Source organism: Enterobacter cloacae complex sp. CDL013 (assembly GCF_049238805.1).
Lineage (GTDB): Bacteria > Pseudomonadota > Gammaproteobacteria > Enterobacterales > Enterobacteriaceae > Enterobacter > Enterobacter hormaechei_C.
The window spans coordinates 558,942-582,064 of the sequence record NZ_JBMKGT010000001.1 but is presented as its reverse complement, the minus strand read 5'-3'; the positions used below and the strand labels follow the sequence as shown (position 1 = coordinate 582,064).

Genomic DNA, 23,123 nt, shown 5'->3' with positions numbered 1-23,123 from the left:
AAATCGATTCACGATAGTGAAAAGACAACAGGAGCGCACCATGCTGAACACACCCGCCGACAAATACCAGCCTTACCCCACCCTTTCGTTGCCCGACCGCCGCTGGCCGGAGCAGATTATCACCTGCGCCCCGCGTTGGCTCTCGACCGACTTACGCGACGGTAACCAGGCGCTGGCCGAGCCGATGGACAGCGCGCGCAAGCTGCAATTCTGGGATCTGCTGCTGACCTGCGGGTTTAAAGAAATAGAAGTCGCCTTCCCGTCCGCCTCGCAGACGGACTTTAATTTTGTACGTCAGCTGATTGAGGAGAACCGCATCCCGGATGACGTCACCATTCAGGTGTTAACGCAGGCGCGGGACGATCTTATCCATCGCACTTTCGACTCCCTGCGCGGCGCGAAGCAGGCCACCGTTCACCTGTATAACGCTACCGCCCCGCTGTTCCGCCGTCTGGTATTCGGCATGGAGAAAGCGCAAATCGTCGAGCTGGCGACGCGCGCGACGCGCCTGATTCGTCAGCTGTGTGAAGAGAACCCTGACACCCGCTGGCAGTACGAATACTCCCCGGAAACCTTCTGCTTTACCGAACCGGAGTTTGCGCTGGAGATTTGTGAAGCCGTGGCGGAGATCTGGCAGCCGTGCGCGGCGCGTCCGATGATCGTCAACCTGCCCGCTACCGTCGAAGTGAGCACGCCGAACGTCTATGCTGACCAGATCGAGTATTTCTGCCGCCACTTCAGCCGCCGCAGTGACGTCTGTATCAGCGTACATCCGCATAACGATCGCGGAACGGGCGTCGCCAGCGCGGAGCTGGCCGTCATGGCCGGGGCTGACCGCGTGGAGGGCTGCCTGTTTGGCAACGGTGAGCGCACGGGCAACGTCTGCCTGGTGACGCTGGCGATGAACCTCTACAGCCAGGGCATTAGCCCGAATCTGGATTTCAGCGATATGAATCGGGTGGTTGAAACGGTAGAAACCTGCAACCAGCTGCCCGTCCATCCGCGCCATCCGTGGGCGGGTCGTCTGGCTTACACCGCCTTCTCCGGCTCGCACCAGGATGCCATCAAGAAAGGTTTCGATGCCCGTAAGCCTGGCGAACGTTGGGAGATGCCCTATCTGCCCGTCGACCCGCAGGATATTGGCTGTACCTATGAAGCGGTGATCCGCGTGAACAGCCAGTCAGGAAAAAGCGGAAGCGCCTGGCTTATTGAGCAAAACCACGGCCTGAAATTGCCTCGCGCCCTGCAACAGGATTTTAGCCAGCACGTGCAGCAGGAAACGGATAACCATGGAAAAGAGATGACGCAGAATGCGCTCTGGCAGCTGTTCCGCGCCCGTTACGGCCTGGTGGCGAGCCCGCCATTAGCGCTGCAATCGTACCGCAGCGACAGCCAGCAGGACGGCCAGCTGCGGCTGACGGCAAGCGTCGCCACGCATGGGGGCACCCGCCAGCTGGAAGGCCAGGGAAACGGTTTGCTCTCCGCCGCCGCTCACGGCTTAAGCCGCTGGATCAACGCGTCGTTTGTGATCAAGGATTATCACGAACATACGTTAGGCGAACGCAGCGACAGCCGCTCGGTGGCCTATATCCGCTGCCTGTTCCAGGATGGGACCAGCCGCTGGGGCGTGGGCATCGACAGCGACGTGGCACGCGCGTCGATTCAGGCGCTTTTTAACGCGGTCAGTCGTTCCTGAAGTAATCGCTGGGTGAGAGACCCATTACCCGGCGAAACATTGCCGTAAAGGCGCTGTGGCTGCCATACCCCAGATCCAGCGCCACGCGTAATACCGGCTGGCCCTGCGCCAGCCGCACTAAGGCTTCCAGCAGTCGCGCCCTTCTCACCCATTCGCCGTAGCTCAGGCCTGTCTGCTGCTGAAAATGACGGTTCAGCGTGCGTTCGCTCATCCCCACAATACCTGCGGCCTGGGCGCTGCTCCAGCTTTCTCCCGGGGCCATTCGAATCTGCTGGCAGAGATGGCGCAGCGCTTCGCTTTCCGGCTCGGGCAGGTGAAACGGCAGCACCGGCATGAGACGAATTTCATCGAGGATCAGCTCATAAACACGTTCATCGCGGCTTCCGGGTGCGTAAGATTCAGGAAGCGTAAGGGAGGTCAGGATCAGCTCGCGCAGCAGGGGCGAGATCTGCACGATCTGGCAGGTCGCCGGGAGATCGGCGCGCGCCAGCGGGTCGATAAACAGCGTGCGGGCGGCAACGTTGCCGGTGATGCGCAGGGCGTGCTGCGTACCCGCAGGTAGCCAGACGCCGCGACCGGGCGGCACCACCCAGCAGCCGGATGCGGTATCCACCCGCACGACGCCGGTGAGGCTGTGCAGGAGCTGCGCGCAGTCGTGCTGATGCCACGGCTCGCTGTCGCCATGAGCATAATCATGCGAAAACGGCACAAGCGGGCGATGGGTAAAGGAGAAGGTGGTGGTTGTCGTCATCAGGATTGTAGGCCCGGTCAGCGAAGCGCCACCGGGCATCCACAGGCACGATACTAAATGTGCAGTTCCTGAAGTTTTTCTTTTGGCAGGGCCAGCTCGTCGTTGCTGTTTACACGAACATCACGTTCGATGATATGACGGGCAATCTCCTGAGCTTCTTCCAGAGAGTGCATCTGGTAAGTGCCGCACTGGTAAACGTTCAGCTCAGGGATCTGGTTCTGCTCTTTCACCTTCAGCACGTCTTCCATCGCCGCTTTCCACGCATCCGCGACGCGTTTTTCTTCAGGCTGACCAATCAGGCTCATGTAGAAACCGGTGCGGCAGCCCATCGGAGAGATATCGATGATCTCCACGCCGTTGCCGTTCAGGTGGTCGCGCATGAATCCGGCGAACAGGTGTTCCAGTGTGTGAATGCCTTTCTCTGGCATCACTTCTTTATTCGGCACGCAGAAGCGCAGGTCGAAAACGGTGATCGTGTCGCCGTGCGGCGTGTTCATGGTCTTCGCCACGCGGACTGCTGGTGCTTCCATACGGGTATGGTCGACAGTAAAGCTATCTAATAACGGCATACGTCACCTCCGATAGTGATTTTTTTTAAAATAAACTGAACTCTTCTACAGAATGCGCGTCTGAGTATATGAAAGACGCGCATTTGTTATCATCATCCCTGAATTCAGAGATGTATATTTTGGCCACAGCGATGTGGCCTTTTTCTTTTGGTTCAGGCCTGCTTCGCCAGAAACGCCTCAAACGACTCAGTATCTGCCGCTTCGACCTCTTTCTGACGCACAACGGACGCATCGCGCTCTGCCACAAAATCCGCTTCGCTCAGGATCTCTAACGGCTCCTGCATCAGCATCTCACGGTACTCCGCTGAGAGTGAACGCCCTGTGCCACCAATTCCCTGCTCAATCATAGAACGCAGAATACGTGCTGAGAATGTCCGTTCCGGGTTATCAAAGCTTTCAACCAGTTCGTCGCAGACCTTCTGGTAAGCTTCGCCGCCGTACACGCTATCCAGCGTCTGGGCTACGCGCTTCAGGTCATGGAACAGATCCTTCCCTACCTTAGACAGTGGGAACTGAGCCGTTTCACAGCCAATACCTAACGTCAGGCCCGGCTTGCGCCCTTCCAGAATCACGCGATTCCAGTTGGCACGGGTACACAGCAGTTCGTCGGAACTCATTTCCGGCGCATCCGCCAGTACGCACCAGACCATAAACAGGTCAAGGAAACGAACCTGCTGCTCGTCAACGCCAATCGGTGAGAACGGGTTGATATCCAGCGAGCGCACTTCAATGTATTCGATCCCGCCGCGCTGTAGCGCATCCGACGGCGTTTCACCGCTGCGCGTCACGCGCTTCGGACGAATCGGCGCATACAGTTCATTTTCAATCTGCAACACGTTGGTGTTAATTTGCAGGCGTTTGCCGTCTTTTTCGAGGCCGATTTTTTCGTACTCTTCCGACGGGGTTTTTATCGCCCGCTTCAAGCCTGCCACATATTCGTGCAGATCGTTAAACGTAATTCCGAGATTGCTTTGCGATTTATTGGTATAGCCAAGGTCGCTCAGGCGCAGGGAGGTCGCGTATGGCAGGTAATACATGCCACATTCGGTCTTCTCGAACGGTAGCGTGGTCGGTTTCCCTTGCAGGAACGATGAACAGATAGCCGGGGACGCGCCGAACAGATACGGAATAACCCAGCCAAAACGGTAGTAGTTGCGGATCAGGCGGAAGTAGCCCGCGGAGATCGCTTCTTTATCCGTTTCACCGCACTTCGCCTGCCAGAACGCCATCGGCAGAGAAAAGTTGTAGTGCACGCCAGAGATCGTCTGCATCAGTGCGCCGTAGCGGTTTTTCAGTCCTTCGCGATACAGCGTTTTCAGCCGACCAATATTCGAGGTACCGTACTGCGCCAGCTCGATATCCTGCCCCTGCTCGATATAGCACGGCATGCTGAGCGGCCACATACGCTCGTCGCCGAGGTTGCGGGCGGTGAAGCGATGCACGTCGCGCATGATCGTCAGCATATGATCAATATCACCGTCTACTGGCGTGATGAACTCCAGCAGCGCTTCGGCGAAATCGGTTGTGATCCATTTATGTGTCAGCGCCGAGCCTAACGCCTTCGGGTGTCCCGTAGTCGCTAAGCTACCATCCGCATTTACGCGCAGCGTTTCGCGCTCAAGCCCACGCTGAATCCCCTTCAGTGCCTGAGGGTGATTTTCCAGCCAGGCCAGCGCCTGTGATACGTCCGGGATCAATTTGACCTCCCGCCTGTCAAAAAATTGTCACTCAGCATAATTGTAATGGTTGACGATTGAAGGTCGCGAATTCATTCCACCAATTAGTGCCACCACGTCATACCCTGTAGTGTTACCCATGCCAGTAAAACATAGCGTAACGCCTTGCCAAGGCACAAAAAAAAGAGCACCGGTCCCCAGGAGATGCGCATCCATCCCGCCAGCAGACACAGTAAATCGCCTATTACAGGCATCCAGCTTAATAACAGCGTGGCAGCGCCATAGCGTTTTAGCCAGCCCACTGCCTTTTCCTGCCAGCGAGATTTTTCGCGTAGCGGAAAGAAACGTCCAAGAATAACGTTAGTCAGCCCTCCAAGGCTATTACCCATTGTTGCTATTAAGACCAGCAACCAGGGCTGACTTACGCCGGACAACAGCATCGCCACCAGCACCACTTCCGAATTCCCCGGTAAGAGGGTGGAGCTTAAAAAACTGCTGGCGAATAATGAAGCGAGTGACAGCGCGTCACTCACAGTAAGCGAACGTCCACCGCCGCCATTCCGGCATCACGCGCGGCCTGAATACCAAAATCAGCATCTTCAAACACCACGCATTTTGCAGGTGGAACACCCATTAATTCTGCACAGAGCAGGAAGGTATCCGGTGCGGGTTTATGATGTTTAACATGATCGGCGGCAACGACGGCAGAAAAATAGTGGCGCAGGCCAAGGTGATTGAGTAGCGCTTCAGCAATCGCGCTCTCGCTGCCCGTACCGACAGACATAGGACGACGGCCGTGCCACTCCTTGACGACGTCAATGAGTGGTAAAGGCTGCACGGTGTCTAACAGCATGGCTTTTACCGCGTCGGTTTTTTCACGCGCGAGCTGATGAGGGTCGAGATCGGCCTGATTCAGCTCAATCACGGCCTGTGCGATACGCCAGGTGGGCGATCCGTTGAGGGCAATCATCGCCTGTAAATCGAAACGCATACCGTAACGGCCCAGGACTTCGGTCCAGGCCTGACGATGCGTGGGTTCGGTATCCAGGAGGGTGCCGTCCATGTCGAAGATCAAACCGTCATACTGTGCGTACATCGTGCTCTCGCTAAACGATTAACAAAGCATTACTTTATCGTAAAAGGGGATTTTTGTCGCTGACAGAGAGCGTGATTGCTGACGGAACGTCGAAGGAATAAACAAAGGGGGGAGAAGATGGTGCATCCGGGAGGATTACTCGGCTTACGCCTCGCCCTGCGGGCCGTTGCTAAAGCAACGTTATCCTCCCTGGTGCTTGCGATTAACTCGCATACCTTAAAACAACAGCATCGCTGTTATCCAGGAGAATATGGTGCATCCGGGAGGATTCGAACCTCCGACCGCTCGGTTCGTAGCCGAGTACTCTATCCAGCTGAGCTACGGATGCATCGGGATTTACTACTGTTACTGCTGATACTCGGTATCGCTTCAAAAGCAACACAAAGTAAAATATGGTGCATCCGGGAGGATTCGAACCTCCGACCGCTCGGTTCGTAGCCGAGTACTCTATCCAGCTGAGCTACGGATGCATCGGGATTTACTGCTGTACTTCTCGATACTCATATCACTTCAAAAGCAATATGAAGTAAAAAATGGTGCATCCGGGAGGATTCGAACCTCCGACCGCTCGGTTCGTAGCCGAGTACTCTATCCAGCTGAGCTACGGATGCATCGGGATTTACTACTGTACTGCTCGATATTCATATCACTTCGAAAGCAATATGAAGTAATAGATGGTGCATCCGGGAGGATTCGAACCTCCGACCGCTCGGTTCGTAGCCGAGTACTCTATCCAGCTGAGCTACGGATGCAAAATGGCGGTGAGGCGGGGATTCGAACCCCGGATGCAGCTTTTGACCGCATACTCCCTTAGCAGGGGAGCGCCTTCAGCCTCTCGGCCACCTCACCACACAACGCCTCTTTCGAGTGCTTCGAGCAACTCGTTAAGAGCTTCTCGTCGCTGCGTGGCGCATATATTACTTTCTGGGACTTATAAGTCAAACAATTTTCCACATGCTTTTTTCGTTTGCACAATTCGCACGCAATTCGCATGTAAAAGCCGCAAAGAGAGTGTTTTATAAGCGGATTTTGCAGACATCTTCACAGAATTCTGTTGAGAGAAGCGCGTCATTTGGATGAGATAAGGTTATGAGAGTGGTCAAAAACGAAGCGTTTGAAATAGAACGGTAACTTTATGCAGGAAAAATAACAGGAGGGTTGCGTCTCGCCCGACAGCGAGACGCGACAATATCAGTAACTGGACTGCTGGGATTTTTCAGCCTGGATACGCTGGTAGATCTCTTCACGGTGGACAGATACTTCTTTAGGAGCGTTAACACCAATACGTACCTGGTTACCCTTTACCCCTAAAACTGTCACGGTGACCTCATCCCCAATCATGAGGGTCTCACCAACTCGACGAGTCAGAATCAGCATTCTTTGCTCCTTGAAAGATTAAAAGAGTCGGGTCTCTTGTATCCCGGCATTATCCATCATATAACGCCAAAAAGTAAGCGATGACAAACACGTAAAGTGTAAGCAGTCACGGCATCACATTCTGTTAAACGTAAGTTTAGCCGATATACACAAACTCAACCTGACTTTATCGTTATCGATAGCGCAGTGAGCAAGACGCCATAACGTTACCGCTATGGCGTCTGCTTGTGCTTTGTAGTTATTACAGTTTCGCGCTTACCCAGCTTTCAACGCTGGCTAATGCCGCGGGAAGTGCCGCCGCATCCGTACCACCGGCTTGCGCCATGTCCGGACGACCGCCACCTTTGCCACCCACCTGCTGGGCGACCATGCCAATCAGTTCCCCTGCTTTGACACGATCCGTCACATCCTTAGAGACGCCCGCAATCAGAGAAACCTTACCCTCTGCGACCGTTGCCAGCACGATAACCGTCGAACCAAGCTGGTTCTTCAGATCGTCGACCATGGTACGCAGCATCTTAGGCTCAACGCCCGCCAGATCGCTGACCAGCAGTTTGACGCCCTTAATGTCTACCGCTTTGCTGGAGAGGTTTGCGCTCTCCTGCGCCGCAGCCTGTTCTTTCAGCTGCTGGAGTTCTTTTTCCAGCTGACGGGTACGATCCAGCGCGACACGCACTTTTTCGCCCAGGTTCTGGCTATCGCCTTTCAGCAGCTGCGCGATCTCGTGTAGCTGGTCGCTCTGCGCATGCAGGCTGTCAATTGCGCCTTCCCCGGTCACCGCCTCAATACGACGCACGCCTGCCGCCGTCCCCGACTCGGAAACGATGCGGAACAAGCCGATGTCACCGGTGCGGGATGCGTGAGTACCGCCACACAGTTCGGTAGAGAAGTCGCCCATGCTCAGCACGCGAACGCGGTCGTCATATTTCTCGCCAAACAGCGCCATCGCACCTTTCTTCTTCGCTGCCTCGAGATCCATGATGTGGGTTTCGATTGGCAGGTTACGGCGGATCTGGGCATTCACCAGGTCTTCCACCGCACGAATTTCAGATGGCTTCATCGCTTCAAAATGTGAGAAGTCGAAACGCAGCACTTTGTCATTAACCAGAGAACCTTTCTGTGCAACGTGCGTACCCAGCACTTCGCGCAGGGCTGCATGCATCAGGTGGGTTGCCGAGTGGTTCAGACGAATGCGCGCGCGGCGAGCTTCGTCAACGTTGGCCTGAACGCCCTCGCCCACTTTCAGAGAACCGGAAACCAGTTTGCCCTGGTGACCAATCGCCTGACCGTATTTCTGGGTATCGCTTACGCTGAAGCTGAAGCCATTGCCTTTCAGTTCGCCTTTATCGCCAACCTGACCGCCCGATTCCGCATAGAACGGCGTTTTATCCAGGATAACAACCGCGTCCTGACCCGCGCTAATGCTGTCTACGGCTTTACCGTCAACAAACAGCGCGGTTACGTTGCTGGTCAGGGCCAGCTCTTCGTAGCCTTTAAATTCAGACGCGCTATCAACGCGGATCATCGCGTTGTAGTCTGCGCCAAAACCGCTGGATTCACGCGCACGACGACGCTGCTCTTCCATTGCGGCTTCAAAGCCTGCTTCGTCAACTTTGATGTTGCGCTCGCGGCAAACGTCCGCCGTCAGGTCAACCGGGAAGCCGTAGGTGTCGTACAGGCGGAAAGCGGTTTCGCCATCCAGCGTGTCGCCCTTGAGTTTCGCCAGCTCGTCGTCCAGCAGCGCCAGACCGCGCTCCAGCGTACGGGCAAACTGCTCTTCTTCGGTTTTCAGAACCTGTTCAACCTGCGCCTGCTGGCGTTTCAGCTCGTCGCCGGCAGAGCCCATCACGCCAATCAGTGGCCCAACGAGTTTATAGAAGAAGGTGTCCTTCGCGCCCAGCATGTTGCCATGGCGGATCGCACGACGAATGATACGACGCAGCACATAGCCACGGTTTTCATTTGACGGGATAACGCCGTCAGCAATCAGGAACGCACAGGAACGAATATGGTCTGCGATAACGCGCAGTGATTTGTTGCTCAGATCGGTTGCGCCCGTTACCTCAGCAACGGCTTTGATCAGGGTGCTGAACAGGTCAATCTCATAGTTGGAGTTAACGTGTTGCAGAACGGCCGCGATACGCTCAAGGCCCATACCGGTATCTACGGACGGTTTTGGCAGCGGCTCCATGGTGCCGTCGGCCTGACGGTTGAACTGCATGAAGACGATGTTCCAGATCTCAATATAGCGATCGCCATCTTCTTCCGCGCTTCCCGGAGGGCCGCCCCAGATGTGGTCGCCATGATCGTAGAAGATCTCGGTGCACGGACCGCAAGGGCCGGTGTCGCCCATCTGCCAGAAGTTATCAGACGCGTAAGGCGCGCCTTTGTTGTCACCGATACGGATGATACGTTCGCGAGGGATACCCACTTCTTTTTCCCAGATGTCGAACGCTTCGTCATCGGTCTCATACACGGTCACCCACAGACGCTCTTTCGGCAGATTGAACCAGTTTTCACCGGTCAGCAGTTCCCACGCGTATTGAATGGCGTCGTGTTTGAAGTAGTCGCCGAAGCTGAAGTTACCCAGCATTTCGAAGAAGGTGTGGTGGCGCGCGGTGTAACCGACGTTTTCCAGATCGTTGTGTTTACCGCCCGCACGCACGCAACGCTGTGAGGTTGTGGCGCGGGAATAATTACGCTTGTCGAGACCAAGGAACACATCCTTGAACTGGTTCATCCCGGCGTTGGTAAACAGCAGAGTCGGGTCATTGTTCGGTACCAGGGAGCTGCTGGCAACAACCTGGTGTCCCTTACTATGGAAAAAATCGAGAAACGCCTGACGGATCTCAGCGGTGCTCTTGCTCATAATTATCCTGAAATCAAGCTAACGAAATGTCGCAGCAGATCTGTATCTGTAAACAGTTGGACGGACCAGCTACTGGAAAAAGTGGGAATAAGATAAGTTTTCTTTAGTGGGAAGTAAAATCCCGCATGCGTTCAATCGGTAAAATTACGCCAGATATCCTGAATATCTTCCATCAGGAAGCCGCGGTAGAGCAAAAAGCGCTGGATTTTAACTTTTTCTGAAAATTCACGCGGCAGCGGCTCACCGTACTTTCGTACCGCCTGCTCACGCGCCAGTTCGCACCAGTCAATTTCACTTTCGCGCATGGCTTTTTCAATCGATTCACGGGCAACGCCTTTCTGGTTCAGCTCCTGGCGGATACGCGCTGGCCCATAGCCTTTACGACCACGGCTGGCAAGAAAGCGAGCGGCAAAACGGCCGTCATCCAGATAGTGATGCTCGTAGCACCAGGCAACCACGCGGTCATAATCTTCCGCGGTGGCATCAATGTCTTCCGGACCGTTTTTGCTCATGACGGGCGCTGACAGTTTCCGCCGCAGCTCCTGTTCGCTATGGTCACGCACGGCAAGAATACGCACGGCCCGATCCAGCAAGCGTGAGTAGGCTGGTCGGCGTGATGTCGGTTCACTCATAAAAAACCTGTCGATTCAGAAATGCAAAAAGGGCCGCATCAGCAGCCCTTCATTTTTATCCGAGAGGATTAAAAGTCTTCGTTGGTTTCTTCAGCATCCGCGCCGTCGACCACGAAATCAGGTTTAGAGTCCTGGTTGTTCAGCAGGAGTTCACGCACCTTCTTCTCAATCTCTTTCGCCGCCGCCGGGTTCTCTTTCAGCCAGGAGATAGCATTCGCTTTACCCTGACCAATCTTGTCACCGTTGTAGCTGTACCATGCGCCCGCTTTTTCAATCAGCTTCTCTTTCACGCCCAGGTCAACCAGCTCGCCGAGGAAGTTGATACCTTCGCCGTAGAGGATCTGGAACTCAGCCTGTTTGAACGGTGCTGCGATTTTGTTCTTCACAACCTTCACGCGGGTTTCGCTACCGACTACGTTATCCCCCTCTTTCACCGCGCCGATACGGCGGATATCCAGACGGACAGAAGCGTAGAATTTCAGAGCGTTACCGCCGGTGGTAGTTTCCGGGTTACCGAACATTACACCAATTTTCATACGGATCTGGTTGATGAAGATCAGCAGCGTATTGGACTGCTTCAGGTTACCCGCCAGCTTACGCATCGCCTGGCTCATCATACGTGCCGCGAGGCCCATGTGAGAGTCACCGATTTCACCTTCAATTTCCGCTTTTGGCGTCAGCGCCGCAACGGAGTCGACGATGATCACATCAACCGCACCTGAGCGCGCCAGCGCGTCACAAATTTCCAGTGCCTGCTCGCCGGTGTCCGGCTGGGAGCACAGCAGGTTGTCGATATCAACGCCCAGTTTACGGGCATAGACCGGGTCCAGCGCGTGCTCGGCATCGATAAACGCACAGGTTTTACCTTCGCGCTGTGCCGCCGCAACAACCTGCAACGTCAGGGTGGTTTTACCCGAGGATTCCGGACCGTAGATTTCTACGATACGGCCCATCGGCAAACCGCCAGCGCCCAGTGCGATATCAAGAGAAAGCGAACCAGTGGAGATAGTTTCCACATCCATGGAACGGTCTTCACCCAGGCGCATGATGGAGCCTTTACCGAATTGCTTTTCGATCTGGCCCAGTGCTGCCGCCAACGCTTTCTGTTTGTTTTCGTCGATAGCCATTATTACTCCTGTCATGCCGGGAGAAGCAACTGCGCTTCACCATGGACTTCTGTTCTGTTGAGGCAATTATACTGTATAGTCATACAGTATCAAGTGTTTTGTAGAAATTGTTGCCAGAGCGTTTTTAACGCGTATTCCGTTGCCTGACGACGCACGCTTTCGCGATCGCCGCTAAAGCATTCCCGGCGGGTGATCCCTTCACCTTTTGAGGTGGCAAAGCCAAACCAGACGGTGCCGACAGGCTTCACGTCGCTGCCGCCGTCCGGCCCCGCGATACCGCTGATGGAGATAGCGTAATCTGCGCGCGCCTCTTTCAGCGCGCCAATCGCCATCTCGATCACCACCGGTTCGCTGACCGCGCCATGCTGCTCAAGCGTAGCTTCACGCACGCCAATCATCTGCGCTTTAGCCTCGTTACTGTAGGTCACAAAGCCGCGTTCAAACCAGGCGGAACTGCCAGCAATATCGGTAATTGCTTTCGCCACCCAGCCGCCGGTGCAGGATTCTGCGGTCGTGAGAGTCGCGCCGCGCTGTTTCAGCGCCAGCCCCACCACTTCGCTTAACTGCATCAATTCATGGTCAGTCATTCTCGCTCCAGGCCTTAGAAAAACATGCAGCACAAGATAGCACTTTCTCATCAAATATGGGGATGCGCGTCGGGTTTTACGAGGGGGCTTCAGAAAAAAGCCGATGCGGGCGCACCGGCCAGAGAGACGCTTATTTCATGCTGTTAGCGAGGGTGTCCACATTGTGGCGAAACGCCTTGACGTAGGTGTCCGCCACGCCGCCCTTCGCGGACAGCGCTTCCGGGTAAAGTTCACCGCCCGGCTGGGCGCCCGTGGCGGTCGCAATCTGCTTCACCAGGCGCGGGTCAAGCTGGTTTTCCATGAACCAGGTTTTCACGCCGTCAGCTTTAATCTGGTTGATGATCTCCGCTACCTGCGCCGCGCTGGCTTCACTCTCAGACGACAACCCCTGCGGCGCCATAAACGTCACGCCGTAGGCGCGGCTGAAATAGCCGAAGGCGTCGTGGCTGGTCAGCACTTTGCGCTTCGCCTGTGGGATGTCGCTGAAACGCTTTTTAGCCCAACCGTCCAGCTGAGAGAGCTGCGCAATATAGGGTTTACCGGTAGCTTCAAGCGCCGCCGTATCTTCAGGATCGGCCTTCACCAGCCCTGAGAGAATATTTTGCGCATACAGCGCGCCGTTCGCCGCGCTGTTCCACGCGTGCGGATCGGTCACGGTTTTACCGTCCTCTTCCAGCGTGTGCGTTTTCACGCCGTCCGAAGCAACCACCAGCTGGCCTTTGAATCCAGAAGCTTTTACCAGACGGTCGAGCCAACCCTCCAGCCCCAGCCCATTGACCACCACCACGTCAGCTTTACTCAGCGCCGCGCTGTCTTTGGGCGAGGGTTCGAAAGTATGGGGATCACCGTCCGGCCCCACCAGCGTCGTCACCTTCACACGATCGCCGCCAACCTGCTGCGTGATGTCTCCCAGGATGGAAAAGCTGGTCACCACATTAAGCGTTTTCGCCATTACGCCGTGCGTCATCATGCCGAGCGCGAGCGCCACGGCTAACCCTGTACGTTTCATCGTTTCCCCTTGCGTTAAAAAAGCGCCCGCAGGCTATCCGCCAGCCTGCTGCGCGTGCCAAATAAAACTGAAATAAAGAACAATGCGCTGGCGGTCAGCACAATGGAGGGCCCTGCGGGCAGACTCACTGCCCAGGAAAGACTTAAGCCCAGCCACGCGCAAAAAATACCGCTGATACCCGCCATCAAAAGTAATTCTGGCAGTGTGCGCACCCAGCAGCGTGCCGCCACGGCGGGTAACATCATCAGCCCGACGGCCATCAACGTGCCGAGTACCTGAAAACCGGCCACCAGGTTGAGCACCAGCAGCGCCAGAAACAGACCGTGTAACATCCCGGGCAGCCAGCGCGCGTTCACCTGCAACCACGCAGTATCGAACGCTTCACTGACCAGCCCACGATAAAAAATCGCCAGCGTGAGGAGCGTGAACATGCAGACCCCCGTCACGAACAGGGCTGACGCGCTATCCACGGCGAGAATGGAGCCAAACAGAAGATGAAGCAGATCGACATTTGAACCGCGCAGCGACACCAGCGTGACGCCCAGCGCCAGGGAACCCAGGTAAAACCCCGCGAAGCTGGCATCCTCTTTAAGAGGTGTACGGCGGCTGACCAGCCCGGCCACCAGCGCAACGGCGATACCGGCAATAAACCCGCCGACAGTCATTGCCAGCAGCGACATTCCGCTGAGCAGATAGCCCACCGCGACACCCGGCAAAATGGCGTGAGAAAGGGCGTCCCCCATCAGGCTCATCCGACGCAGCTGAAGGAATACACCCAGCGCAGTGGTGCTGACGGAGAGCGCCAGGCAAACCACCAGCGCGCGCCGCATAAAGCCGTACTCAATAAACGGCTGGAAGAAGAGATGCCAGATCATGCCACCCTCACCCGCTCGGTTTTCCAGTGCGGCGTATCAGCGTCCAGCCGCAACGTTTGTGGGAAGTGGCGCGAGACGCGTTCGCTGTCGTGCAGTACCGCCAGCAGAGTCTGCCCCTGCATATACATCTCCAGCATCAGATCCATCAGCACGTTGCAGGTCGCTTCATCGACGCCAGTGAAGGGTTCGTCCAGCATCACCAGCGGTGCCTGCTGCACTAAAACGCGGGCAAACAGCATGCGCTGGAATTGCCCGCCGGAAAGTTCATCAATAGTGGAGAACGCCATGGACTCCAGCCCCACGCGCTCCAGCGCGCCGGCAATGCGCATGCGGGCATCCCGACGAAAACCGGCAAACAGAGAGATTGCTGGCCAGCAGCCCATGCTCACCACGTCCTGCACGGTCAGAGGAAATTGCGCCTCCAGCGCGTGACGCTGCGCCAGCCAGCCCACCACCGGACGTCTCCCCTGCCAGCGAAACGTACCGCTGACGGGCGGAATAAAGCCAGCGAGCGTTTTCAGCAGCGTGGATTTGCCGCAGCCGTTGGCCCCGACGATGGCGGTCATGCTCCCGCGTTCAATCACGCCGGACAGCGCGCGCGTAACGGGCTGGCGATCGTAACCCGCCACCAGGTCGTTCATCACGATCATGGCAACGCCACCGCCCAGCGCACGGCCAGGCCGAGAAACAGAATGAGCACCAGCGCCAGCAGCAGCCGAAGCGAGGATGAGAGAGAAAACAGGGACATGGATATCTCAATTCAATAATGTTATAACATAACAATAATGAAAGGCGATTGAGATGTAAACGGCGGGAGTTAAATGGGAGTGTGGCGAAATGTTTCTGCGGGAAACAGGTGCGGGCGGGTGCCCTCACCCCAGCCCTCTCCCACAGGGAGAGGGAGGCATAAGGGGACTTACTGGCTAAACGGTGACGCTGCTGGCACACGCGCCTGAGACACCGCCAGCCCCAGCTGCCACACCGCCATCGCATAGTGCGTGCTGTGGTTGTAGCGGGTAATGGTGTAGAAGTTCGGCAGCCCGAACCAGTACTGATAACCGGTTCCGACATCCAGGCGCAGCAGGCTCACCTGGTCAACATTGCCCAGCGGCTGAGACGGCGTTAAGCCTGCCGCTGCCAGCTGCGCCACGCTGTATTTGGTTTTAAATCCGTTTTCCAGACCAAACGCTTCGCCGTTCGCCTGTACCGCCACCTGGCCGCCCGGCGTCCAGCCATGCGCTTTGAAGTAGTTGGCCACGCTGCCAATAGCGTCTTCGGGATCCCACAGGTTGATGTGACCATCCCCGTTAAAATCTACCGCGTACTGCTTATAGGAGGACGGCATAAACTGGCCGTAGCCCATCGCACCGGCGAACGACCCTTTCAGATCTAACGGATCGTCCTGTTCGTCTCGCGCCATCAGCAGGAAGGTTTCCAGCTCGGAAGAGAAATACTCCGCGCGACGCGGGTAGTTGAAGGAGAGCGTCGCCAGCGCATCGAGGATGCGGGTTTTACCCATAATGCGTCCCCAGCGGGTCTCAACCCCAATAATACCGACGATGATCTCCGGCGGCACGCCATAGACCTGCCACGCGCGGTTCAGGGCGTCTTCATACTGATTCCAGAACACCACGCCATTTTGCACGTTGTCCGGGGTAATAAACTGTTTGCGATAACGCAGCCACGCCCCGTTTGGCCCGGTCGGCACCTGGGCCGTCGGCGCCTGCCTGTCCATCAGGCGCAGCACGTAGTCCAGACGCTTCGCCTGAGACAAAATGGCATGCAGCTGCTGGCGATCAAAACCGTGCTTGCTCACCATTTTATCGATGAACTGTTCGGCCGCAGGGTTATTCGCGAAGTCGCCTCCCATCTGCATCATATTGTGCTGCGGCTCCAGCAGGAATCCTCCGGAAGGCGCGCCCGCCGTTGGCTGAACGGCTTCGGTCTTGGGTTTGCTACTACAGGCGGACAGGAGAATAAGCGCAGGCAACAGCGCTGCATAACGACGCTTGAACATGTGGCATCCATTTAACGAGTTCGGTAAGAACCCAGTATGGTAAAGCATCCCCAACTCCTCAAGGAAGCGGTACGCACCTCCCCAACGCAAATCCGTGCCTTTTTCCACCAAAAATTATTCACCTCACCAATAAACTTTCAAAATAATACATTTTTCTTTCATTGTGAGATCTAACTAACACTTTAAAACCTTTCAAAGTGATTATTATTAGCCGCAGATAGACAAAAACAAACGCCCTACAGGAGAGAAGAATGATAGAAACCATCACCCATGGCGCCGAGTGGTTCATCGGGCTGTTTCAGAAAGGCGGAGAAGTGTTCACTGGCATGGTGACCGGGATCCTGCCCCTGCTGATCAGCCTGCTGGTGATCATGAACGCGCTGATTAACTTTATCGGCCAGCAGCGCATCGAGCGCTTCGCCCAGCGCTGCGCCGGAAACCCGCTGTCCCGCTACCTGATACTGCCCTTTATCGGCACCTTCGTGTTCTGCAACCCGATGACCTTAAGCCTCGGCCGCTTTATGCCAGAGAAGTACAAGCCGAGCTATTACGCCGCCGCCTCCTACAGCTGCCATTCCATGAACGGCCTGTTCCCGCACATCAACCCCGGCGAACTGTTTGTCTATCTCGGGATCGCCAGCGGCCTGACCACGCTTGGCCTGCCGCTCGGCCCGCTGGCGGTGAGCTACCTGCTGGTCGGTCTGGTGACCAACTTCTTCCGCGGCTGGGTGACTGACCTCACCACCGCCATTTTCGAGAAAAAAATGGGCATCCAGCTTGAACAGAAAGTCCATCTTTCAGGAGCCACAGCATGAACCGGATCCGCATTGAGAAAGGCACGGGCGGCTGGGGCGGCCCGCTGGAGTTCGACGCCACCGAAGGCAAAAAGATTGTGTACATCACCGCGGGCACGCGCCCGGCGATCGTCGACAAGTTGCGCGAGCTGACCGGCTGGGAAGCGGTCGACGGCTTCAAGGAAGGCGAACCGCCGGAAGCGGAAATCGGCGTGGCGGTGATCGACTGCGGCGGCACGCTGCGCTGCGGCATCTATCCGAAGCGCCGCATTCCGACGGTAAATATTCACTCCACCGGGAAATCCGGCCCGCTGGCGCAGTACATCGTTGAAGATATTTATGTGTCAGGCGTGAAGGAAGACAACATCACGCTGGTGAATGGCACATCTGCGCCGCAAAAAGCGGCCCCGCGCGAGTACGACACCAGCAAAAAAATCACCGAGCAGAGCGATGGCCTGCTGGCGAAGGTCGGGATGGGGATGGGGTCCGCCGTGGCGGTGCTGTTCCAGTCCGGGCGCGACACCATCGACACGGTGCTGAAGACCATTCTGCCGTTTATGGCATTCGTCTCGGCGCTGATCGGCATCATCATGGCCTCAGGCCTGGGCGACTGGATTGCCCACGGCCTCGCCCCGCTTGCCAGCCACCCGCTCGGCCTGGTGACGCTGGCGCTGATCTGCTCCTTCCCGCTGCTGTCGCCGTTCCTCGGCCCGGGCGCGGTGATTGCTCAGGTTATCGGCGTGCTGATTGGCGTGCAGATTGGTCTGGGGAATATTCCTCCGCACCTCGCCCTGCCCGCCCTGTTTGCCATTAACGCCCAGGCAGCGTGCGACTTTATCCCCGTGGGGCTGTCGCTGGCGGAAGCACGCCAGGAGACCGTGCGCGTGGGCGTGCCGTCCGTGCTGGTCAGCCGCTTCCTGACGGGCGCGCCGACGGTGCTGATTGCCTGGTTTGTTTCCGGCTTTATTTATCAATAAGAGGTGCCTGCCATGACTGTGATTTACCAGACAACCATTACCCGCATCGGCCAGAGCGCGGCGGATGCGCTGAGCGACCAGATGCTGATCACCTTCCGCGAAGGCGCCCCGGCAGATATCGAAGAGTTTTGCTTTATCCACTGCCACGGCGAGCTGAACGGCGAGCTAAAGGCAGGGAGCCAGCTACAGCTGGGCGAGGCGCGCTATGCCGTGACCGCCGTCGGCGACGTCGCCGAGCAAAACCTGCGCGAGCTGGGGCATATCACCCTACGTTTCGACGGCCAGCCGCAGGCGGAGTATCCCGGTACGGTTCACGTAGTGGGCCCGGTTCCGCAGGCTGTCACCCCAGGCTGCACGTTAAAATTTATTTCGTAATAAAGGAGAGACACATGAGTCAGGTTGCCGTTGTCATTGGTGGGGGACAAACCTTAGGCGAGTTCCTCTGCCATGGGCTTGCCGCAGAGGGCTACCGCGTGGCGGTCGTGGATATTCAGAGTGAGAAAGCCGCCCGCGTAGCGGACGCCATCAACACCGAGTTTGGCGAAGGGATGGCGTACGGATTTGGTGCCGACGCCACCAGCGAGCAGAGCGTGATGGCGCTGGCCCGCGGCGTGGACGAGATATTTGGGCGTATCGACCTGCTGGTCTACAGCGCGGGGATTGCGAAAGCGGCGTTTATCAGCGATTTCGAGCTGGGGGATTTTGACCGCTCGTTGCAGGTGAATCTGGTGGGCTATTTCCTCTGCGCCCGCGAATTTTCCCGTCTGATGATCCGCGACGGTATTCAGGGTCGCATCATTCAGATCAACTCAAAATCGGGGAAAGTGGGCAGCAAGCACAACTCCGGCTACAGCGCGGCGAAGTTTGGCGGCGTCGGGCTGACGCAGTCTCTGGCGCTGGATCTGGCCGAATACGGCATTACCGTTCACGCGCTGATGCTGGGTAACCTGCTGAAATCCCCGATGTTCCAGTCCCTGCTGCCGCAGTACGCCGCCAAACTTGGCATCAAAGCTGAAGAAGTGGAACAGTACTACATCGACAAAGTGCCGCTCAAGCGCGGGTGCGACTATCAGGACGTGCTGAACATGCTGCTGTTTTACGCCAGCCCGAAAGCCTCGTACTGCACCGGACAGTCGATTAACGTCACCGGTGGGCAGGTGATGTTCTGATCGAGCAGGGTGATGCCCTCACCCTCCCCCTCTCCCACCGGGAGAGGGAATATAACAAGGAGCCGATATGGTAACCGCACTCATCACCGTCGCCGCCCTCGCCTGGATCTGCCAGATGGCGTTTGGCGGCTGGCAGATCTACCAGTTTAACCGCGCCTTTGATGCGTTGTGTCAGAAGGGACGCGTCGGCGTCGGGCGTTCCGGGGGGCGCTTTAAGCCGCGCGTGGTGGTTGCCGTTGCGCTGGATGAACACAACCGGGTGAGCGATTCCCTCATCATGCGCGGCGTAACGGTGTTTGCCCGTCCGACCAAAATTCAGGCGATCAACGGCATTTCGCTGCATGAATTACAACCTGATGTGATCTTCCCCCATGATTCACTCTGTCAGAATGCACTATCATTAGCGCTTAATCTGAAACATAGATAATTTCGTTGTGAAAGTTATAAACTTGCGGAATTATCATTTCGCAACGTAAGGAACGAAGCGCCTATGAAACCACGTCAGCGGCAGGCGGCCATACTTGAGCATCTGCAAAAGCAGGGAAAGTGCTCGGTAGAGGATCTGGCCCACTACTTTGACACCACCGGCACGACAATACGCAAGGACCTGGTGTTGCTCGAAAACTCCGGCGCCGTCATTCGTACCTACGGCGGCGTGGTGCTCAATAAAGACGAAGCCGACCCGCCTATCGACCACAAAACGCTGATCAATACTCACCAGAAAGCGCTGATTGCCGAAGCCGCCGTCAAATTTATCCATGACGGCGATTCCATTATCCTCGACGCAGGCAGTACTGTCCTACAGATGATCCCGCTGCTCAGCCGCTTTAATAACATCACCGTGATGACCAACAGCCTGCACATCGTCAATGCCCTGTCAGAGTTCGATAGCGAGCAGACCATCCTGATGCCCGGTGGCACCTTCCGTAAAAAATCGGCGTCGTTTCACGGGCAGCTGGCGGAGAATGCCTTCGACCACTTCAGCTTCGATAAGCTGTTTATGGGCACCGACGGCATCGACCTCAACGCGGGCGTGACTACCTTCAACGAGGTGTTCAGCGTCAGCAAAGCGATGTGCAACGCCGCACGGGAAGTGATTTTGATGGCGGACTCGTCGAAGTTTGGCCGTAAAAGCCCCAACATTGTCTGTAGCCTTGAAAGCGTCGATAAGCTGATTACCGACGCAGGTATCGATCCGGCGTTTAAAAAAGCGCTGGAAGCGAAGGGCATCGACGTGATCGTAACCGGAGAGAAAAATGAGTGATTTTCTGTTAAACGCAGGCCGTCAGACCCTGCTGCTGGAGCTACAGGAAGCCAGCCGCCTGCCGGAGCGTCTGGGTGAGGATTTTGTTCGTGCAGCCAACACCATTATCCACTGCGAGGGTAAAGTGATCGTGGCGGGTATCGGTAAATCCGGTCATATCGGCAAGAAGATTGCCGCGACGCTTGCCAGCACCGGCACCCCGGCGTTCTTTGTGCATCCTGCCGAAGCGCTGCACGGCGATCTGGGGATGATCGAAAGCCGCGACGTGATGCTGTTTATCTCCTACTCCGGTTCAGCCAAAGAGCTGGATCTCATCATCCCTCGCCTGCAAGAAAAATCGGTGGCCCTGTTAGCGATGACCGGCAAATCCCGATCGCCGCTGGCGCTGGCCGCGAAAGCAACGCTGGATATTTCCGTTGAGCGCGAAGCCTGTCCGATGCACCTGGCACCGACCTCCAGCACCGTCAACACCCTGATGATGGGCGACGCGCTGGCAATGGCGGTGATGCAGGCGCGCGGTTTTAATGAGGAAGATTTCGCCCGCTCCCATCCTGCGGGCGCGCTTGGGGCACGTCTGCTCAACAAGGTTCACCACCTGATGCGCACCGACGATGCCATTCCTCAGGTCAAACTCGACACCAGCGTGATGGACGCCATGCTGGAGCTGAGCCGCACCGGGCTGGGGCTGGTTGCGGTATGCGACAATGACCGCCAGGTGAAGGGCGTCTTCACCGACGGCGACCTGCGCCGCTGGCTGGTGGGCGGCGGCAAGCTGGAGGCGCGGGTATCCGAAGCAATGACCCAGGGCGGACTGACGCTGAATGCCGACAGCCGCGCCATTGAAGCCAAAGAGGTGCTGATGAAGCGCAAAATCACCGCCGCGCCGGTGGTGGACGAGCACGGCAGGCTGTGCGGCGCGATCAACCTGCAAGACTTCTACCAGGCGGGGATTATTTAACCCTTCAGCCCCAGACGTTTCGCCAGCCTGTGGAGGTTGGCGACGTCCATCTCCAGCGCCCGCGCGCACGCCGCCCAGCTGCGGTTATTCTGCTCCAGCGCGCGGGTGATCATCTGACGCTGGAACGCATTCGTCGCCTCGCGCAGGTTTTCGTTCACGCTCTCAGGTATCACCGGCTTCACGGACGGCGTCGTTTCCTCATGCAGCGCGAAATGGCGCGCATGAATTACCACTTCATCCCCCGAACGCGTAGCCCGCGCCAGCACCACCGCGCGGTGAATCGCATGTTCCAGTTCACGCACGTTACCTGGCCAGCCGTAGCTCAGCAGGTGCGTCCTCGCACCGGGGCTTAGCACCACGCGGGAAAGCCCCATTTTGAGCCGACACTGTTCGCAGAAAAAGCCCGCCAGCAGCACCACATCCTCGCCCCGCTCGCGCAGCGGCGGCACCGTGAGCGGGAACACGCTCAGACGGTGGAACAGATCGGCGCGGAAATTCCCCGCCAGCACCTCTTCGCGCAGATCGCGGTTCGTCGCCGCCAGCACGCGCACATCCACGCGTAAGCTGCGATCGTCTCCCACGCGTTGAATATCGCCATACTGCAACACCCGCAGCAGTTTGGCCTGGAGCGAAAGGGAGAGTTCGCCAATTTCATCGAGGAACAGCGTGCCGTTATCGGCCATTTCGAACTTGCCGCTGCGGTTGCTGATCGCCCCGGTAAAGGCCCCTTTGACGTGTCCGAACAGCTCACTTTCCGCCACGCTTTCCGGCAGCGCCGCGCAGTTGAGATAGACCAGCGGATTCACCGCACGGGGCGAGGCTTCGTGGATCGCTTTCGCCACCAGCTCTTTACCGGTGCCGGTCTCCCCGAAGATCAGCACGTTCAAATCAGACGCGGCGACAATCTCAATCTCTTTTTTGAGCTGCGCCATGCCTGGCGAAAGGCCGATCATTTCGGTGTGCGCCACCTGCTCAAACGCCGTCGGGCTACCCGGAAGAATATTCTGGCTCTCCAGCTGTTCTATCAGCAGGGCGTTGTTCAGCGCCCCGGCCGCCAGCGCAGCAATCAGCCGTAGCTCTTCGTCGCTGAAGGTATCGAACTGATCCGGCGACATGCCGTCGAGGGTTAACGCACCAATCAGGTTCTGCCCGGCAAACAGCGGCAGGCCGATACAGGCGTGCACCTTCAGGCTCTCCTGCCCGGGGATCAGGCCGTCGTAAGGGTCGGGCAGATCGCTGTCCGCCGGGAAACGCACCACGTCACCCGCACGGGCGATGGTTTCCAGACGCGGGTGGCCCTCCAGGGTAAAGCGCCGCCCGAGTACGTCCTTCGCCAGACCGTCGATAGCCAGCGGAATAAACTGCCGCCCTTCGTAACGCAGCAGCGCCGAGGCATCGCAATCCAGCACGTGACGCAACGTGGAGATCAGCCGCTGAAAGCGGTCCTGATGACCAATACCGGTTTGCAGTTCTATAGCGATCTTCGCCAGCACATCTACGGAAAAGCTCATCTCTGCCTCACTGTCATTTTGACAATACATAGTGTCATATTGACAATTTTTAAGATAGTCAAAATGACTACCTATTTGGGAGCATCAAAATATAAATCCATTATTTTCAATAATTTAAAAAGTTGGCACGCAACTTGATATATGACAGTCATCTTATTTGAAAACGCCG

Annotated in this window: 23 protein-coding genes and 5 tRNA genes; 8 read left to right on the top strand and 20 right to left on the bottom strand. The window is 56.9% G+C overall.

The window, feature by feature from the left end:
* Nucleotides 1–40: 40 nt before the first annotated feature.
* Complete coding sequence (leuA, locus tag ACOTXD_RS02815) at nt 41–1,696, top strand: 2-isopropylmalate synthase (protein ID WP_032610003.1); 1,656 nt, start codon at nt 41–43, stop codon at nt 1,694–1,696.
* Here leuA and ACOTXD_RS02810 read toward each other — a convergent pair.
* The 19 genes from ACOTXD_RS02810 to mltB all read right to left on the bottom strand — a co-directional run bounded on the left by ACOTXD_RS02810 (nt 1,683) and on the right by mltB (nt 16,281).
* Nucleotides 1,683–2,447: an AraC family transcriptional regulator gene (locus tag ACOTXD_RS02810; RefSeq protein ID WP_003862181.1), complete on the bottom strand. Its 765-nt coding sequence runs from the start codon at nt 2,445–2,447 to the stop codon at nt 1,683–1,685. The genes leuA and ACOTXD_RS02810 overlap by 14 nt on opposite strands.
* Before the next feature lie 53 nt (nt 2,448–2,500).
* Nucleotides 2,501–3,016, bottom strand: coding sequence for an S-ribosylhomocysteine lyase (gene luxS / locus ACOTXD_RS02805; RefSeq protein ID WP_003862180.1), 516 nt, complete (start codon nt 3,014–3,016; stop codon nt 2,501–2,503).
* Nucleotides 3,017–3,168: 152 nt separating this feature from the next.
* Entirely contained in the window at nt 3,169–4,713 is a 1,545-nt protein-coding gene (gene gshA / locus ACOTXD_RS02800; RefSeq protein WP_023314710.1) for a glutamate--cysteine ligase, read from the bottom strand.
* Nucleotides 4,714–4,796: 83 nt separating this feature from the next.
* Nucleotides 4,797–5,225, bottom strand: coding sequence for a YqaA family protein (locus ACOTXD_RS02795; protein ID WP_017692791.1), 429 nt, complete (start codon nt 5,223–5,225; stop codon nt 4,797–4,799).
* Nucleotides 5,222–5,788: a fructose-1-phosphate/6-phosphogluconate phosphatase gene (gene yqaB, locus ACOTXD_RS02790; protein ID WP_045335677.1), complete on the bottom strand. Its 567-nt coding sequence runs from the start codon at nt 5,786–5,788 to the stop codon at nt 5,222–5,224. The genes ACOTXD_RS02795 and yqaB overlap by 4 nt, the downstream gene beginning before the upstream one ends.
* A gap of 251 nt (nt 5,789–6,039) precedes the next feature.
* Nucleotides 6,040–6,116, bottom strand: a tRNA-Arg gene (locus ACOTXD_RS02785).
* A gap of 65 nt (nt 6,117–6,181) precedes the next feature.
* Nucleotides 6,182–6,258: transfer RNA gene (locus tag ACOTXD_RS02780), tRNA-Arg, on the bottom strand.
* A gap of 64 nt (nt 6,259–6,322) precedes the next feature.
* A tRNA-Arg gene (locus ACOTXD_RS02775) sits at nt 6,323–6,399 on the bottom strand.
* A gap of 64 nt (nt 6,400–6,463) precedes the next feature.
* Nucleotides 6,464–6,540: transfer RNA gene (locus ACOTXD_RS02770), tRNA-Arg, on the bottom strand.
* A 4-nt stretch (nt 6,541–6,544) separates the two neighbouring features.
* Nucleotides 6,545–6,637 (bottom strand) — tRNA-Ser (locus ACOTXD_RS02765).
* A 342-nt stretch (nt 6,638–6,979) separates the two neighbouring features.
* Nucleotides 6,980–7,165, bottom strand: coding sequence for a carbon storage regulator CsrA (gene csrA / locus ACOTXD_RS02760; RefSeq protein ID WP_000906486.1), 186 nt, complete (start codon nt 7,163–7,165; stop codon nt 6,980–6,982).
* Nucleotides 7,166–7,406: 241 nt separating this feature from the next.
* Entirely contained in the window at nt 7,407–10,034 is a 2,628-nt protein-coding gene (alaS, locus tag ACOTXD_RS02755; protein WP_058647817.1) for an alanine--tRNA ligase, read from the bottom strand.
* Nucleotides 10,035–10,165: 131 nt separating this feature from the next.
* The gene (gene recX / locus ACOTXD_RS02750) at nt 10,166–10,666 is read right to left on the bottom strand and encodes a recombination regulator RecX (protein WP_017382782.1); all 501 of its coding nucleotides are present in this window, start codon (nt 10,664–10,666) and stop codon (nt 10,166–10,168) included.
* A gap of 68 nt (nt 10,667–10,734) precedes the next feature.
* Entirely contained in the window at nt 10,735–11,793 is a 1,059-nt protein-coding gene (recA, locus tag ACOTXD_RS02745) for a recombinase RecA (protein ID WP_015571667.1), read from the bottom strand.
* A gap of 89 nt (nt 11,794–11,882) precedes the next feature.
* A complete protein-coding gene (pncC, locus tag ACOTXD_RS02740; RefSeq protein WP_003862172.1) occupies nt 11,883–12,380 on the bottom strand; it encodes a nicotinamide-nucleotide amidase in 498 nt (165 codons plus the stop codon).
* A 130-nt stretch (nt 12,381–12,510) separates the two neighbouring features.
* Nucleotides 12,511–13,389: a metal ABC transporter substrate-binding protein gene (locus ACOTXD_RS02735; RefSeq protein ID WP_022649141.1), complete on the bottom strand. Its 879-nt coding sequence runs from the start codon at nt 13,387–13,389 to the stop codon at nt 12,511–12,513.
* A 14-nt stretch (nt 13,390–13,403) separates the two neighbouring features.
* Nucleotides 13,404–14,264 (bottom strand): metal ABC transporter permease, encoded by an 861-nt coding sequence (locus ACOTXD_RS02730; RefSeq protein ID WP_058652605.1) that lies wholly within the window; start codon nt 14,262–14,264, stop codon nt 13,404–13,406.
* Complete coding sequence (locus tag ACOTXD_RS02725; RefSeq protein ID WP_023323655.1) at nt 14,261–14,914, bottom strand: metal ABC transporter ATP-binding protein; 654 nt, start codon at nt 14,912–14,914, stop codon at nt 14,261–14,263. Before ACOTXD_RS02725 ends, ACOTXD_RS02730 begins: the two co-directional genes overlap by 4 nt.
* Nucleotides 14,915–15,180: 266 nt before the next feature.
* Nucleotides 15,181–16,281 carry a lytic murein transglycosylase B gene (gene mltB, locus ACOTXD_RS02720; RefSeq protein ID WP_057979986.1) on the bottom strand — a complete coding sequence of 367 codons (1,101 nt, stop codon included), beginning with the start codon at nt 16,279–16,281 and terminating at the stop codon, nt 15,181–15,183.
* A gap of 251 nt (nt 16,282–16,532) precedes the next feature.
* Here mltB and srlA point away from each other — a divergent pair, with 251 nt between their 5' ends.
* From srlA to gutQ, 7 genes are all read left to right on the top strand, one after another.
* Nucleotides 16,533–17,096 (top strand): PTS glucitol/sorbitol transporter subunit IIC, encoded by a 564-nt coding sequence (gene srlA / locus ACOTXD_RS02715; protein ID WP_003862164.1) that lies wholly within the window; start codon nt 16,533–16,535, stop codon nt 17,094–17,096.
* Nucleotides 17,093–18,052: a PTS glucitol/sorbitol transporter subunit IIB gene (gene srlE / locus ACOTXD_RS02710; protein WP_032610009.1), complete on the top strand. Its 960-nt coding sequence runs from the start codon at nt 17,093–17,095 to the stop codon at nt 18,050–18,052. The genes srlA and srlE overlap by 4 nt, the downstream gene beginning before the upstream one ends.
* 12 nt (nt 18,053–18,064) lie before the next feature.
* Nucleotides 18,065–18,427 carry a PTS glucitol/sorbitol transporter subunit IIA gene (gene srlB / locus ACOTXD_RS02705; RefSeq protein ID WP_022651730.1) on the top strand — a complete coding sequence of 121 codons (363 nt, stop codon included), beginning with the start codon at nt 18,065–18,067 and terminating at the stop codon, nt 18,425–18,427.
* A 14-nt stretch (nt 18,428–18,441) separates the two neighbouring features.
* On the top strand, nt 18,442–19,221 hold the full coding sequence (gene srlD / locus ACOTXD_RS02700) for a sorbitol-6-phosphate dehydrogenase (RefSeq protein WP_003862162.1): 780 nt from the start codon (nt 18,442–18,444) through the stop codon (nt 19,219–19,221).
* Between the two features lie 67 nt (nt 19,222–19,288).
* Nucleotides 19,289–19,648, top strand: a complete 360-nt coding sequence (gene gutM, locus ACOTXD_RS02695) for a transcriptional regulator GutM (RefSeq protein ID WP_023314714.1) — start codon at nt 19,289–19,291, stop codon at nt 19,646–19,648.
* Between the two features lie 63 nt (nt 19,649–19,711).
* Nucleotides 19,712–20,485: a glucitol operon DNA-binding transcriptional repressor SrlR gene (srlR, locus tag ACOTXD_RS02690; protein ID WP_022651731.1), complete on the top strand. Its 774-nt coding sequence runs from the start codon at nt 19,712–19,714 to the stop codon at nt 20,483–20,485.
* A complete protein-coding gene (gene gutQ, locus ACOTXD_RS02685) occupies nt 20,478–21,443 on the top strand; it encodes an arabinose-5-phosphate isomerase GutQ (RefSeq protein ID WP_015571677.1) in 966 nt (321 codons plus the stop codon). Before srlR ends, gutQ begins: the two co-directional genes overlap by 8 nt.
* Here gutQ and norR read toward each other — a convergent pair.
* Nucleotides 21,440–22,954 (bottom strand): nitric oxide reductase transcriptional regulator NorR, encoded by a 1,515-nt coding sequence (gene norR, locus ACOTXD_RS02680; protein ID WP_032610014.1) that lies wholly within the window; start codon nt 22,952–22,954, stop codon nt 21,440–21,442. The two genes, gutQ and norR, sit on opposite strands and share 4 nt — an antisense overlap.
* Nucleotides 22,955–23,123 lie beyond the last annotated feature (169 nt).

What these genes read in the sequence shown, in the direction of transcription:
- leuA (WP_032610003.1), top strand. Translation starts at nt 41, where the DNA reads ATGCTGAACACACCCGCCGACAAATACCAGCCTTACCCCACCCTTTCG.
- ACOTXD_RS02810 (WP_003862181.1), bottom strand. Translation starts at nt 2,447, where the DNA reads ATGACGACAACCACCACCTTCTCCTTTACCCATCGCCCGCTTGTGCCG.
- luxS (WP_003862180.1), bottom strand. Translation starts at nt 3,016, where the DNA reads ATGCCGTTATTAGATAGCTTTACTGTCGACCATACCCGTATGGAAGCA.
- yqaB (WP_045335677.1), bottom strand. Translation starts at nt 5,788, where the DNA reads ATGTACGCACAGTATGACGGTTTGATCTTCGACATGGACGGCACCCTC.
- csrA (WP_000906486.1), bottom strand. Translation starts at nt 7,165, where the DNA reads ATGCTGATTCTGACTCGTCGAGTTGGTGAGACCCTCATGATTGGGGAT.
- alaS (WP_058647817.1), bottom strand. Translation starts at nt 10,034, where the DNA reads ATGAGCAAGAGCACCGCTGAGATCCGTCAGGCGTTTCTCGATTTTTTC.
- recX (WP_017382782.1), bottom strand. Translation starts at nt 10,666, where the DNA reads ATGAGTGAACCGACATCACGCCGACCAGCCTACTCACGCTTGCTGGAT.
- recA (WP_015571667.1), bottom strand. Translation starts at nt 11,793, where the DNA reads ATGGCTATCGACGAAAACAAACAGAAAGCGTTGGCGGCAGCACTGGGC.
- pncC (WP_003862172.1), bottom strand. Translation starts at nt 12,380, where the DNA reads ATGACTGACCATGAATTGATGCAGTTAAGCGAAGTGGTGGGGCTGGCG.
- ACOTXD_RS02735 (WP_022649141.1), bottom strand. Translation starts at nt 13,389, where the DNA reads ATGAAACGTACAGGGTTAGCCGTGGCGCTCGCGCTCGGCATGATGACG.
- ACOTXD_RS02730 (WP_058652605.1), bottom strand. Translation starts at nt 14,264, where the DNA reads ATGATCTGGCATCTCTTCTTCCAGCCGTTTATTGAGTACGGCTTTATG.
- ACOTXD_RS02725 (WP_023323655.1), bottom strand. Translation starts at nt 14,914, where the DNA reads ATGATCGTGATGAACGACCTGGTGGCGGGTTACGATCGCCAGCCCGTT.
- mltB (WP_057979986.1), bottom strand. Translation starts at nt 16,281, where the DNA reads ATGTTCAAGCGTCGTTATGCAGCGCTGTTGCCTGCGCTTATTCTCCTG.
- srlA (WP_003862164.1), top strand. Translation starts at nt 16,533, where the DNA reads ATGATAGAAACCATCACCCATGGCGCCGAGTGGTTCATCGGGCTGTTT.
- srlE (WP_032610009.1), top strand. Translation starts at nt 17,093, where the DNA reads ATGAACCGGATCCGCATTGAGAAAGGCACGGGCGGCTGGGGCGGCCCG.
- srlB (WP_022651730.1), top strand. Translation starts at nt 18,065, where the DNA reads ATGACTGTGATTTACCAGACAACCATTACCCGCATCGGCCAGAGCGCG.
- srlD (WP_003862162.1), top strand. Translation starts at nt 18,442, where the DNA reads ATGAGTCAGGTTGCCGTTGTCATTGGTGGGGGACAAACCTTAGGCGAG.
- gutM (WP_023314714.1), top strand. Translation starts at nt 19,289, where the DNA reads ATGGTAACCGCACTCATCACCGTCGCCGCCCTCGCCTGGATCTGCCAG.
- srlR (WP_022651731.1), top strand. Translation starts at nt 19,712, where the DNA reads ATGAAACCACGTCAGCGGCAGGCGGCCATACTTGAGCATCTGCAAAAG.
- gutQ (WP_015571677.1), top strand. Translation starts at nt 20,478, where the DNA reads ATGAGTGATTTTCTGTTAAACGCAGGCCGTCAGACCCTGCTGCTGGAG.
- norR (WP_032610014.1), bottom strand. Translation starts at nt 22,954, where the DNA reads ATGAGCTTTTCCGTAGATGTGCTGGCGAAGATCGCTATAGAACTGCAA.